Source organism: Dokdonia sp. Asnod2-E02, assembly GCF_045063915.1.
Lineage (GTDB): Bacteria > Bacteroidota > Bacteroidia > Flavobacteriales > Flavobacteriaceae > Dokdonia.
In genome coordinates, this window is sequence record NZ_JBEFNX010000005.1 from 1,880,244 (window position 1) to 1,893,912 (window position 13,669).

Sequence of the window (13,669 nt, forward strand, 5' to 3'; positions counted from 1 at the left end):
AATGAATAAGAGATTAAGATGCTCTACTAGCAATGTTTATAAACACTAGAAGGGTTATTAAAAAACTAGCAGATAGAATTTCTGTAAGAAACAGGTAGTCTGAAAAAATGGAGAGTGTAATGGCTACCATAGGGATAGCAAGTAGCATCAAATTTTTTAAGACAAAAAATAGAGCCGTCCAGTTTATGGTTATACTGGTCTTGATCTCTTGAGGTGTGTACCTGTCATTTCTAAACGAGTCAATTTTTAGTTTTTGTAACATAGGTTCTCATTGTTTTGATGGTGCAAAGATGTGGGCTAGGGTTCATATATTTTTATTTATATTTATAATGAATTACATAAATAATTTTAATGCATTATACATTGCACCAGCTTCAAGTCTTCCTGAAGGTCACAGAATTTAAGAGCATCACAAAAGCTGCAGAGGAGCTACATCTCACGCAGCCAGCGGTCTCGATACAGATTAAAAACTTTCAAAATCAGTTTCCTATTCCGCTTACGGAGGTTGTAGGGAGGCAATTATTTGTAACAGATTTTGGTGAAGAAATTGCAGCTGCAGCACGTAAAATTATTGCCGAAGTAGATGCAATTAATTACAAAACGATGGCTTATCAAGGTCAGCTGTCGGGTAAATTAAAGATATCTATCGTCTCTACGGGTAAATATTTGATGCCTTATTACATCACAGATTTTATGAATATGCATCCTGGTGTCGATCTAGAGATGGATGTGACAAACAAGACCAGAGTGGTACGTCATCTTGAAAAAAACGAAACAGATTTTGCACTAGTATCTGTAGTTCCAGATCATATCGCGATAGATAAAGTGAGACTCATACCTAACAAACTATTTTTAGTAGGAGGGAGGCAGCACACGTACTCAGGTAAAACCATTTCAAAAAAGGATTTTGATAAACTACCTGTGGTGTATAGAGAAAAAGGATCTGCAACACGAGCAGCTATGGAAAATTATATTGCAGACAGACAACTTCCTACTCGTAAAAAAATAGAGCTTACCTCAAACGAGGCGGTAAAGCAAGCAGTGATTTCTGGAATAGGGATTTCTATACTCCCGCTAGTGGGGCTTAAAAATGCACTTACGAGCGGTGATGCTCAAATCATCCCGAGCAAAGGATTGCCTATCACCACACACTGGAATCTCATCTGGCAAAAAAGCAAGCAGCTTTCGCCCACCGCACAAGCCTTTGTGAGTTATCTCGAGGAGCATAAAACAGCGCTTAATGAGAAGCACTTTGGGTGGTTAGATACGTATTAATGGGTACGCTTTCGCGAAAGCGTAAAACGTGCAAAACGTTGTCTTTACTGAAGTGACGTGCAAATGTCGGGTTAAATACTGCTCAAAAAATGAAACAAATCATAAATGAGCCATACTATTGCAGTGTAGAACTTCTTGTACATTTGATGCGCATCATTACAAGGCAAAACATTTATGATGAAACAACCAGAATTAGGACAAAAGATTTTAGAACTGCGCCAGCAAAAGGGGTTAACGCAGGAAGAACTTGTAGCGCAATGTAATATCTCTGTGCGCACCATACAGCGCATAGAAGCTGGAGAAACAATGCCACGTGTTTATACGATTAAAACCATTCTCTCTGCGCTAGATAGAGATCTAGATGACCTGCAAGAAGACACCATTTTTGAGGCCAAAGTAAAACAGGCAATGCTTTTTGAAATAGATGAAAGTAAGGATGTATCATATCTATTTAAACAACTTCACATTGGCTGGGTTGCTGGTATTTTGAGTATGATTGTGTTCATATTTCAGATTTTTGACACTTATCACTACGAGACTGAAAATGTATATTTTGCTGGAGATATAGGTTTTAGACTGCTAGCTCTTTTTGCAATCGTCTTTTTCATATTTCATATGAGGGCTTTCATTTTAATAGGAAACCTCTTTAAGGCGAGTATATTAAAAGCGGCTGCACTAGTTTTTATCACGGTAGAGATTATTGCAAACTTAATTACCATTATAGATGTGCACGGCACGTATATCTCAGATATCGCTTATGGTATTATAACCTCAGTTTTGTATGGTGTAGCTTTTCTCGTTTTTGGGTATGCGTTGTATAAGCTTAAAGGGCTAGGAGCCTTATCTCAAGGCACCGGTATCGGGTATATTATACTAGGTGTTTTCTTTAGCACCATAATATTGGCCATTGTAGCACTGCCATTAAGTATCGTGGCACAAGTGTTTAATATCCTTATTATTTTAAAAGCGATTGATATGATCAAAAAGCAAGTAGGTTAATAAGAACTATCATTTTAAAAAAAGTAAAACGCATCCTCAAAATGCTCAAGGCGTTCTTGTTTTGAGTTTTTGAGTACTGCGATAATGTCAAAACGTACTTCGATATCTAGGTCATTTTCTAGTACGTATTCATTTGACACTTTTACGATAGACTTTTGCTTACCAGTACTCACAAAACTTTGCGGATCGCCAAAGAAATCTGAGTTACGCGCTTTTACTTCTACCACTACCAGGACGCCTTCCTCCTTCTGGCAGATAATGTCGACTTCATTTTTTCCAAAAAACCAATTACGTTCAAGAATCGTGTACCCCTGCTTTATTAAATGCAGGGTTGCTAGTTCTTCACCGTATTCTCCTAGTTCTTTTGGGGTCATCAGTTGTTTAGAGATAAGTTATTTTTGTGGTATTTTGAGTGACAACAAGTTCAATCTCACTCCCCAACTTCAACGCATTATTATTATCTACGTGACCTGCTGGGAAGTCAAACGCTACTGGGAAGTCACATTCCTTTACAGCATCTAGCACAATCTCTTGAGCCGTTTTTCCAAAAGGGATTCTGTTATCGTGCATCTTTGTCATACCACCTACTACCATACCCGCACAGTGATCTAGCATCCCGTTGCGTTTTAGGTTAACTACCATTCTATCTATGTGATAGAGGTACTCATCGAGGTCTTCAATAAATAAGATTTTACCAGCTGTATCTAGATCAGAGCTACTACCACATAGACTGTAAAGTATAGAGAGGTTTCCGCCCACAAGCGTCCCTTTTGCAGTGCCTAGTCTATTAAGTTTATTTGTGGTGTTGTAACTAAAGTTAGGTTGCTCGCCAAAAAGCGATTGTTTTAATGACGCTTTCGCGAAAGCGGTATTGTCATCAAGAGAAACCGGCATCGTAGCGTGTATCGTTTTAAATCCGATTTTATGAATGTGACTATGTAAAACTGTCACATCTGAGTAACCCACTACCCATTTAGGATATTTGACAAACTTGTAAAAATCAAGATCATCTACTATGCGCACGGTCCCGTAGCCGCCACGAGCGCACCATATGGCTTTAATCTCCGTATTATCCATCATTTGCTGAAAGTCTTGTGCTCTCTCAAAGTCTGTGCCAGCATACTGGTTGTCCTCGAGGCCTATAGTGTTTCCTAACACGGGAACTAAGCCCCAGTTTTCAAGAAGCGCGATGCCTTCTTCAAGTTCTTTTTTAGAAATTTTACGTGCCGTGGCAACTATTCCGACTTTATCGCCGTATTTAAGATATGGAGGTGTAACCATTGATTTATTTTTCACACCTCAATATACTAACATTTAAACTTTTTGGGTTTATAATGATCATATACCTAAGTCCCCACTTTTTGTTATATTGAAGTGCTCTAAATCAACCCCTTATGGAAATTATCTCCTCTTGCAACACAGCTTCCATAACCCCATATGTACCTAGCACAGGTAATCCTTGGGATGTTATGAAGGTAAAACACTTATATAAAAGACTCGCATACGGTGCCACGACTACAGTGCTAGATGCGGCCTTGTCACAAACGCCTCAAGAAGTTGTAGATGCACTGTTGCTAGATGCTCAAACTACGCCTAACACTACTGCACCTGCTTGGGCTTATTGGGATTTGAATGACTTTAATGATTATGATACAGAAAATAATGAGTTTATAAGCCAGTGGTATAGACAAGCGGCAAAAGATATAAGAGATAAAAACTTAAAAGGGCGTCTCACATTTTTCTGGCTCAATCATTTTGTGACGCAAATAGAGACCTACTTCTACGCGCCTTATACTTTTCAATACTGGGATATGCTGCAAACGCATTGCTTAGGTAATTTTAAAACCTTCGTAAGAGAGATAGGGCTTAACCCTGCGATGCTTCTTTTTCTCAACGGTTTTGAAAACTCTAGCCAAAACCCAAACGAAAATTATGCGCGTGAACTTTATGAGCTCTTTACACTAGGAGAAGGTAATGGCTACACACAGCAAGATATAGAAGAGACCTCCAGAGCGCTCACGGGATATAACCACTGGGTAGAGTACGGTGCCGCCATCACATTTGATGAGAGCACCTTTGACAGTTCAGAAAAGACAATTTTTGGTCAGACAGGTCCCTGGGGATATGATGATGTGATAGATATTCTCTTTGAACAAAAGGCGGGTATTATAGCCACTACAATTTGTACTAAATTATATACATACTTTGTAAGTCCAGACGTAAATGATACTATCGTAGCAGAAATGGCAACGCTATTTATGGACCAAAACTGGGAGGTTGAGCCAGTGCTAGAGATGCTTTTTAAGAGCGAGCATTTTTTTGATCAAGATGCGATAGGGATGATTGTAAAAAGTCCATATGATCTCATAATGACCTTTTATAACGAGCTAGATTTCAGCTATAATGATACAGATGATGGCTTTGCTAGTTATGCAAATTATATCTCAGATATGCTGGGTCAAAACTTATTTCAACCTATAGATGTAGCTGGCTGGCAGCGCAACCACGACTGGATAAACTCTAGCACTCTTACCGGGAGATGGCTAAGCCTTGAGAACCTAAGTTGGAATTTCTGGCTAGAGACTGGTTATCAATATCGAGATTTTGCGCAAGCCCTTACAAACTCAAGTACAGACCCAGTAGTAATTACAAAAACAATAGTAGACTACTTTTTATCACGACCACTGTATACAGAGGCAGATTATGAGATAGCAGAGGCTATTTTTAAATGGGAAACACCAGAAAATTACTGGGAAGATGGCATATGGAACTGGAATTTTGATTCAGCGGCATATCAAACCATCTTGCTTATTCACCATATTTTCAGAATGCCAGAATTTCAACTCAAATAACCCCGCCCTATGTGTACCCACGATAAGAATCACGCTTTCGCGAAAGCAAAAAAAAGAACAGCAACGGGACCTACAGCAAGTCTTAAAGACGCACATCACGATGATGAGCATAGCACTTGGAATAGAAGAAGTTTTATGCAGGCTCTAGGTCTAGTAGGCGGCGGAAGCATTATGCTAGGAGGTACAAATCTTACAGCATCTGTACCCTCAAGATTAACAACAGCCCTCACCACTGCCGAAAATGAAGACCGCGTACTCGTTCTAGTACGTCTTAAAGGTGGTAATGATGGTCTCAATACAATTGTGCCGGTTTATGATTATGATTTTTATGCAAATAATAGACCGTCTATAAGACACACAGAAAACAGTTTATACAATCTCAATGCAGATTTTGGGATACCACAATCTATGGCAGACTTACAGTCATTATGGGGAGATGGTGCAATGCGTGTGGTGCACGGTGTAGGCTATCCAGATCAAAATCTGTCACACTTTAGAAGTTCAGATATCTGGGCATCTGGAGATGCTGTAAACTATGAGGAGACGGGCGTACTGGGGCGTTATTTTGAAAATTTATATCCAGATTTTCTTATTAATCCTCCAGAAATCCCTGCAGCTATACAGATAGGGAGCCAGGGTAATCTCATTTTTGATGGGGTAGATAATAGCTATGCATTTTCTGTAGCCAATCCTGCGCAGCTATCTAGCATTGCCGAAAATGGGGTACTACACGATGTGCTAGATGTACCGGGATGCACCTTTGGTGAGCAGTTAGAATTTATGCGTGGTATGACTAACACCACATTTACCTACGCGAGTACCATAAACGAAGCTTATGAAAATGCGACAAATGCCGTTGAGTATGATACGCAAAGCTTAGGGAGACAACTCGCTATTATCTCAAGAATGATCAAGGGAGGTCTAGGTACCAAGGTATATCTAGTGACGCTAGGCGGTTTTGATACGCACGCAAACCAGCAAGAAACCCACGATAATAGAATGGAGCAAGTAGCTCGTGGTATGAAAGATTTTTTTACAGATCTTGAGGCAAGCGGTATGCATACTAATGTGATGGCAATGACCTTTTCAGAATTTGGACGTCGTATAGAAGAAAATGGATCAAATGGAACAGACCACGGGGCGGCATCGCCTGTTATGGTTTTTGGTCCAGCGATGCAGGGCAACGGTTTTGTGGGTACGCATCCAGATTTACAAGATCCAGATCAAGTAGGAAATTTAAAATACGGTACAGATTTTAGACAAGTGTATGCTACAATGCTTAAGCAATGGCTATGTATAGACGGCGGACTGGTAGATGAGGTGTTACTAGGGCAATCTTTTGAGAGTGTAGACCTAGGTTTTGACTGTGAGTCTCTCTCTTCTGGAAGTTTTGATATAGCAGATACTTTTCAGCACTGGAGCAGTGTGCAGGGTAATGACACCTTTATAGAGTTTACGATGAACATCACGGCAAAGGTGACCGTTACCTTATACAATCTACTAGGGCAAGAAGTGGGTACAGTAGTAAATGACTTTATGTACGAAGGACCACAAAAGTTTAATGTTAAAGAACGCATTAAGAAGCGATTGTTTACAGGACAATACATCTATCAGATTCAGTTTTCGGGTAAAAAATACAGTAAGAGTATTCTTGTAAAATAAGCAGTTTTATGTAGTTGTGAGTCCGCTTTCGCGAAAGCGTAATAAATCCCTCTCTACTTTGCATCATCTCAAGTTGCAGCTATTGTGACCTGGCTTGCAAAAGCTGTAGGTACTAGCTTGTTTTTCTTTATTTTTGTCGCTTCTTAAAGAACACAATATGTCTCAGAATCCACAACGATATACAATTACAGCGGCACTGCCGTATACTAACGGACCTATACACATAGGCCACCTTGCAGGAGTGTATGTTCCGGCAGATATTTATGCGCGTTACCAGCGTATGCAAGGAGCAGATGTTGCTTTTATATGTGGAAGTGATGAGCACGGTGTGCCTATCACAATCAAAGCAAAAAAAGAGGGTGTTACCCCTCAAGATGTCGTAGATAAGTACAATGCGATAATCAAAAAATCTTTTGAAGATTTTGGGATCACTTTTGATAACTACTCACGTACCTCTGCAAAAATTCACCACGATACAGCGTCTGAGTTTTTTAAGAATATGTACGACCAAGGTAAGTTTATAGAAGAAACTAACGAGCAGCTGTATGATGCCGAGGCAAACCAGTTTCTTGCAGACCGTTTTGTGACGGGAACTTGCCCTAAGTGCGGTTATGAGGAGGCTTATGGAGATCAGTGTGAAAACTGTGGTACTTCGCACAACGCAACAGACCTTATTAACCCAAAGAGTGCCATAACAGGTGCTGTACCTACACTTAAGGAAACAAAACACTGGTTTTTACCACTAGATCAATACAATGACTTCTTTAAGGAGTGGATCATAAAAGGACATAAAAAAGACTGGAAAACTAATGTGTACGGGCAGTGTAAATCTTGGATAGATGATGGACTACGCCCTCGTGCCGTAACTCGTGATCTAGACTGGGGAATCCCAGTACCGGTAGAGGGAGCAGAAGGTAAAGTATTGTACGTTTGGTTTGATGCGCCTATAGGCTACATTTCTTCTACAAAGGAATGGGCAGCACGTGAAGGCAAAGACTGGGAGCCGTACTGGAAAGATGAAAACACAAAGCTACTTCACTTTATCGGGAAGGATAATATCGTTTTTCACTGTTTGATTTTCCCTGCGATGCTCAAAGGTCACGGCGAGTATATTTTACCAGATAACGTGCCTGCAAATGAGTTTTTAAATCTTGAAGGACGCAAGCTTTCTACTTCAAAAAACTGGGCAGTATGGTTACACGAGTATCTAGAAGAATTTCCAGATCAGCAGGACGTGTTGCGTTATGTACTTACAGCAAACGCACCAGAATCTAAGGACAACGACTTTACTTGGAAGGATTTCCAAACTAGAAATAATAGCGAACTTGTAGCCATTTTTGGAAACTTTATTAACAGAGTTACCGTACTTACGCACAAATATTATGATGGCGCGATACCAGAGCCGGGTGCTTTTAATGCATTAGATACAGAAGTGCTAGATGCTATAAAAGCATACCCTGCAGTGATAGGTAGCAGTATAGAAAAATACCGCTTTCGCGAAAGCCAAACAGAATTTATGAACCTCGCTCGTCTAGGAAACAAATACCTAGCAGACGAAGAGCCGTGGAAGACAATCAAAACAGATGAAGAGCGCACTAAAACTGTAATGTATGTAGCCTTACAAATTGCAGCTGCACTTTCTGTTTTGAGCGAGCCATTACTTCCTCATACAAGTGGAAAACTGAAAGATATTCTCAATGTGAGTCCAAGTGCAGATGAGAACGCATTACAATGGAGTGATATATCATCTAAGGAGGTCTTACTACCAGCTGGTCACACCATTAATAAATCTCAATTACTCTTCTCAAAAATAGAAGATAGTCAGATACAAGTACAGCTAGATAAGCTAGAAGCAAGTAAAGCAGCAAACGAAGCAGAAGCCGCTGCCGAAAACGCAGTCGTAGAGCCACAAAAGGACACGATTACCTTTGACGATTTTACAAAACTCGATATGCGAGTAGGTACCATTATCGAAGCAGAAAAGATGAAGAAAACGAAGAAACTTCTCATCTTAAAAGTAGATACAGGTATTGATGTACGTACCATCGTTTCTGGCATCGCAGAGAGCTTTACTCCAGAAGAAGTAATAGGAAAACAAGTAACGGTACTTGTAAACCTGGCTCCTAGAGCACTACGCGGTGTAGAGAGTGAAGGAATGATCTTAATGACAGAGGATGCTAGTGGGAAATTGGTTTTTGTAAATCCTGATGCCGAAGGGGTGATTAATGGGAATATGATAAGTTAAGCGTGTGGAGGTTTTACAATACGTAATCAAAAGCTCAGGCTTATCAGAAAAAGGTGTAAAAAACACACTAGATCTCCTCAACGAAGACTGCACACTCCCATTTATAGCGCGCTACCGCAAGGAAGCGACGGGTGGACTAGACGAGGTGGAGATTGGGAAAATTATCGAGCTTAAAGAGCAGTTTGAAACCCTAGAAAAACGTAAAAAATCAATTCTTAAATCACTAGAAGAGCAAGACATTCTTACTAGCGAACTCAAAGATAAGATAGAAAAAACGCAAGATCTTACTACGCTAGAAGACTTGTATTTACCGTACAAGAAAAAGCGTAAAACGAAGGCTGAGACAGCACGTGTAAATGGACTAGAACCACTTGCCAAAATCATTATGTCTCAGAATGCGCAAGACCCAGAAGGGCTAGCGCATCGATATACTAATAAGAAGGTTCCAGATGCACAAAGTGCGCTAGAAGGAGCACGTCACATTATAGCCGAGTGGATTAACGAGCGTGCAGATATACGTAACAATATACGTGAGCAGTTAAAACGTTTTGCCACCATAGAGACGAAGGTGGTTAAGAAAATGGCAAACGATGAGAAAGCTCAGAAATTCCGTGATTATTTTGACTGGTCTGAGTCATTAAGCCGCTGTCCGTCACACAGACTACTTGCCATTTTAAGAGCAGAAAATGAAGGTTACATCCGTGTCAAAATTGTCATTGACGATGAGCGAGCGCTTGACAAAATAGAGCGCAAACTCATACGCTCTCGTGGCGACAGCGCCACACAGATTGAACTTGCCATAAAAGATGCTTACAAGCGACTATTATTTCCTGCATTGAGCAATGAGCGTCTCTCAGAAGCAAAGAAAACTGCAGATGAAACCGCCATCCAAGTATTTGCAAAAAATTTAAGACAATTACTCCTTGGTTCGCCGCTAGGTGAGAAGCGTATTCTTGCGCTAGACCCAGGTTTTAGAACAGGTTGTAAGCTTGTGTGCCTCGATGCACAGGGACAGTTGTTACATAATGAAACCATCTATCCACACGCACCAAAAAACGATGACAAAGGCGCTATAAAGAAGATCTCTAGTCTTACAGATGCTTATAAAATTGAAGCAATCGCCATCGGTAATGGTACGGCTTCCCGCGAGACCGAAAGACTCGTAAAGCGTATTCACTTTAAGAATGTGATGGAGGTTTTTGTAGTGAGTGAGGCAGGTGCTTCTATTTATAGTGCAAGCAAGATTGCACGCGATGAGTTCCCTAATTATGATGTGACAGTTCGTGGCGCGGTTTCTATAGGTCGTAGGTTGCAAGACCCGCTGGCAGAGCTGGTGAAGATAGATGCAAAGTCAATTGGCGTCGGGCAATATCAGCACGATGTAGACCAGACTGCACTTCAAAAATCACTAGATCAAACGGTAGAAAACTGTGTAAATGCCGTGGGTGTCAATATAAATACAGCAAGTGCACCGCTATTGAGCTATGTGTCAGGTATCGGACCAAAACTTGCTGAGGGAGTAGTACGCTTTCGCGAAAGCGAAGGACCCTTCAAAACACGTCAAGAGATTAAAAAGATACCACGTCTGGGAGGAAAAGCATTTGTACAAGCCGCAGGCTTCTTGAGAATCACTGGTGCCGAGAATCCATTAGATAACTCCTCTGTACATCCAGAAAGATATAAGTTGGTTGCAAGCATCGCCAAAGATCAAAAAGTGTCTGTCGCCGAAATGATTGGAAACACAAGCCTTCTTAAATCGATAGACCTTCAAAAATATGTAACCGATGAAGTAGGACTTCCTACACTCACTGATATTATAAGCGAACTAGAAAAGCCTGGGCTAGACATTAGAGAAAAAGCAAAGGTGTTTACTTTTAATCAAAACATACGCACCATAGATGATGTACAGCCAGGCCAATTGCTACCAGGGATTGTAAATAATGTAACAGCTTTTGGCGCATTTGTAGACATAGGCATTAAAGAAAGCGGCCTCATACACATCTCAAACCTTGCAGATGGTTTTGTGAGTGATGTGAGTGCACACGTAAGTTTACAACAGCAAGTAATAGTGAAAGTGCTGGAAGTAGATATTGCTAGAAAACGGATACAATTGAAGTTGGAGAAGTAAAATGTAAGATCCATTTTAAAACTTACCAAACAGTAGTTGATGGCATACCAACTTTTGTAATAATATTTATCTGACCTTATAGAAACGATGTTTTTAGATTTAGGTTGTCAAGTATCTCCTTTGCAGTTTATATTTGAGTTTTAAGACATCAATCAATCAAATCATTTATGAAATCATTTTTCACCATTCTATTTGTACTAATTGTTTCACTAGTTTCAGCACAGAAGGCCGTTGTGCAAATTAAAGATGTAATAGGCGACGGAAAAGGTAGATTAAAAGAATCAATGACAGTAGTCAATAAAGAAGATGGTTCTTTTGTCCTTTTTCTTTTAGGGTCAAGGTCTACTGAAGCAATTTTATATGATAAGGATTATAAGAAAGTTTCTACCATAAAAGGAGATAAAGTCCTGAAAAAGGATGTTGCAGTAATGGGTTATACGATAAGCAATAACCAGTATCAATTAATTTCTAAAGGGTTTGATACGGGTTCACTCACAAGTACGGTTTTTGATTTTAAAAATCATAAAGTGACAACAAAAACCTTAGACCTAAATCTCAAGAAACAAACATTTATAGAGTTTTTTAATTTAGGGGATAAAATGTACTTGTTAACCTTAGATAAGAATTCTTCTAATTTAATACACTACAGTATTGATGATCAAGGTGTGGCGACACGTAATGAGATTGTAATAGAAAATACTTTTTATAGCTCTAAGGGTTTTGAGATGAATTTAAAGAAGATCCTTAGAAATAAGTATACTTCAAAAGTTTTGCCAGATGATAAAACCACAATGAAGCAAGCGGCAGAACTGCTTAAATTTTATTTAATTAATGATAATCATCTTGTATTTACCGTAGACTATAGTAATACTGTAGTCAATATTTTTGATATCTCTTTGAAGACTTTTGAAGTAAGGGAACAAACCTTTTTTAGGCCAAGACCAAAAATTCAAGAATATGGCTGGAAGGCAAATTCATTTTTAAAAGATCATTATTTGTTTCAAATTGTTTCTTCTAAAAAGGAAATGATTGTGACTGTTACAAATAGAAGGGATAGCACGCTAGTTAAACAATTTGGTGTGGAAAAAGATGATAAAATGGATTTTACTAATTCCACAATTATATTAGCAAAAACAGAAGATGATAAATTAATTGAAAAAACATCTCAATTTCTTAGAAAAATAAGTAGTGATCGTAATGGTATTGCTGTCTCATCTGTAAATGGAAATTACCAAATCACCTTAGGAGGTAAACAGCTTATGAACGGCGGCGGAGGAGTAGCAATGATGAACCCTGCGGCAGGAATACCAATTGCCTCAGTAGGAGCATTTACTTTTGCATTTAATCCTTCTTTCTTGATGATGGATACAAATTCTGTAACACATTATACTAGTGTAGAGTGTGTGTTTGATAAGTCATTTAATCATTTGCCAGATGTAGAAGCTTCTTCACTTATGTTGAAGAGAAGAGACTTCCTTAGTCCTGATATAAAAAATGTAGCAGAGACATTTTTCAATATAGAAGACGACTATTTTTTGGGAATGTATTATAAAGAAGCAGATATGTATGTAATTAGAAAATTCTAGTCTTGCTCAAAATCGCATTCCACTCCATTTATAAACATCCACTGCCGGAGGGACATCGCTTCCCTATGGAGAAGTATGATTTGCTTCCTAAGCAGTTAGTATATGAAGGTACGTGTGATACAAATAATTTCTTCGAGCCTGTAGAGGTAGCTCACGAGCATATAGTACGATGTCATACTACAGAATATGTAGAGAATCTCAAAGCGCTAGCTATTGACCCAAGAGCACAGCGAAAAACGGGTTTTCCGCTCTCACAAGAACTTGTAGATCGCGAATTAATCATCACTCAAGGCACCATTGATGGGTGTCACTACGCGCTAGAAAATGGTATTGCGATGAATATTGCTGGCGGTACACACCACGCTTACGCAGATCACGGAGAAGCATTTTGTCTTCTCAACGACCAAGCAGTCGCTGCAAGATATTTACAAGAAAAAAGACTTGCTAAAAAGATACTTATAGTAGATCTCGATGTACATCAAGGTAATGGAACGGCAGAGATTTTTACGGGTGACGATTCGGTTTTTACGTTTTCTATGCACGGTAAGGCAAACTATCCTTTTAGAAAAGAAATCTCAGATCTTGATATTGCATTAGAGACTGATACAGGCGATGTGGAGTATCTCGATACTCTCAAAAAAACATTGCCAAATCTCATTAAAGAACAACAACCAGATTTCATCTTTTACCTATGCGGAGTCGATATTTTAGCGAGTGACAAATTGGGTAAATTGGGGTGTAGCATAGAAGGCTGTAAAGAGCGCGATCGGTTTGTGTTACAAACCTGTTACGATTTAAAAATTCCCGTGCAATGTAGTATGGGCGGCGGCTATTCTCCAGACATAAAAGTGATAATTGACGCCCACGCAAATACCTTTAGAACGGCACAAGATATTTACTTTTAGAACAATCTTTCGTAGGG

11 protein-coding genes are annotated in these 13,669 nt (G+C 39.4%); 8 read left to right on the top strand and 3 right to left on the bottom strand.

All coding sequences use genetic code 11. The features are described from left to right. Positions 1-13: 13 nt before the first annotated feature. On the bottom strand, positions 14-262 hold the full coding sequence (locus tag ACJJVM_RS08535) for a hypothetical protein (RefSeq protein ID WP_013750506.1): 249 nt from the start codon (positions 260-262) through the stop codon (positions 14-16). 89 nt (positions 263-351) lie between these two features. Here ACJJVM_RS08535 and ACJJVM_RS08540 point away from each other — a divergent pair, with 89 nt between their 5' ends. Together ACJJVM_RS08540 and ACJJVM_RS08545 are read left to right on the top strand one after the other, a co-directional pair. Continuing rightward, positions 352-1,275 (top strand): LysR family transcriptional regulator, encoded by a 924-nt coding sequence (locus ACJJVM_RS08540; RefSeq protein WP_013750505.1) that lies wholly within the window; start codon positions 352-354, stop codon positions 1,273-1,275. A gap of 174 nt (positions 1,276-1,449) precedes the next feature. Beyond that, a complete protein-coding gene (locus ACJJVM_RS08545; protein WP_405211412.1) occupies positions 1,450-2,274 on the top strand; it encodes a helix-turn-helix domain-containing protein in 825 nt (274 codons plus the stop codon). Positions 2,275-2,288: 14 nt separating this feature from the next. On the opposite strand, the gene ACJJVM_RS08550 is transcribed toward ACJJVM_RS08545, so the two are convergent. Together ACJJVM_RS08550 and ACJJVM_RS08555 are read right to left on the bottom strand one after the other, a co-directional pair. Continuing rightward, positions 2,289-2,648: a YraN family protein gene (locus ACJJVM_RS08550; protein WP_405211413.1), complete on the bottom strand. Its 360-nt coding sequence runs from the start codon at positions 2,646-2,648 to the stop codon at positions 2,289-2,291. Between the two features lie 7 nt (positions 2,649-2,655). Then, on the bottom strand, positions 2,656-3,555 hold the full coding sequence (locus tag ACJJVM_RS08555; RefSeq protein WP_405211414.1) for an LD-carboxypeptidase: 900 nt from the start codon (positions 3,553-3,555) through the stop codon (positions 2,656-2,658). 113 nt (positions 3,556-3,668) lie between these two features. On the opposite strand from ACJJVM_RS08555, the gene ACJJVM_RS08560 reads away from it, so the two are divergent. The 6 genes from ACJJVM_RS08560 to ACJJVM_RS08585 all read left to right on the top strand — a co-directional run bounded on the left by ACJJVM_RS08560 (position 3,669) and on the right by ACJJVM_RS08585 (position 13,652). Beyond that, on the top strand, positions 3,669-5,126 hold the full coding sequence (locus ACJJVM_RS08560; protein ID WP_405211415.1) for a DUF1800 family protein: 1,458 nt from the start codon (positions 3,669-3,671) through the stop codon (positions 5,124-5,126). Positions 5,127-5,135: 9 nt separating this feature from the next. Beyond that, positions 5,136-6,788, top strand: a complete 1,653-nt coding sequence (locus tag ACJJVM_RS08565; RefSeq protein ID WP_405211416.1) for a DUF1501 domain-containing protein — start codon at positions 5,136-5,138, stop codon at positions 6,786-6,788. Positions 6,789-6,945: 157 nt separating this feature from the next. Then, the gene (gene metG, locus ACJJVM_RS08570; RefSeq protein WP_405211417.1) at positions 6,946-9,033 is read left to right on the top strand and encodes a methionine--tRNA ligase; all 2,088 of its coding nucleotides are present in this window, start codon (positions 6,946-6,948) and stop codon (positions 9,031-9,033) included. 4 nt (positions 9,034-9,037) lie between these two features. Then, entirely contained in the window at positions 9,038-11,161 is a 2,124-nt protein-coding gene (locus ACJJVM_RS08575; RefSeq protein ID WP_405211418.1) for a Tex family protein, read from the top strand. A gap of 167 nt (positions 11,162-11,328) precedes the next feature. Further along, positions 11,329-12,747: a hypothetical protein gene (locus ACJJVM_RS08580; RefSeq protein WP_405211420.1), complete on the top strand. Its 1,419-nt coding sequence runs from the start codon at positions 11,329-11,331 to the stop codon at positions 12,745-12,747. A gap of 2 nt (positions 12,748-12,749) precedes the next feature. After that, on the top strand, positions 12,750-13,652 hold the full coding sequence (locus tag ACJJVM_RS08585) for a histone deacetylase (RefSeq protein WP_405211421.1): 903 nt from the start codon (positions 12,750-12,752) through the stop codon (positions 13,650-13,652). The last annotated feature ends 17 nt before the right edge of the window (positions 13,653-13,669 follow it).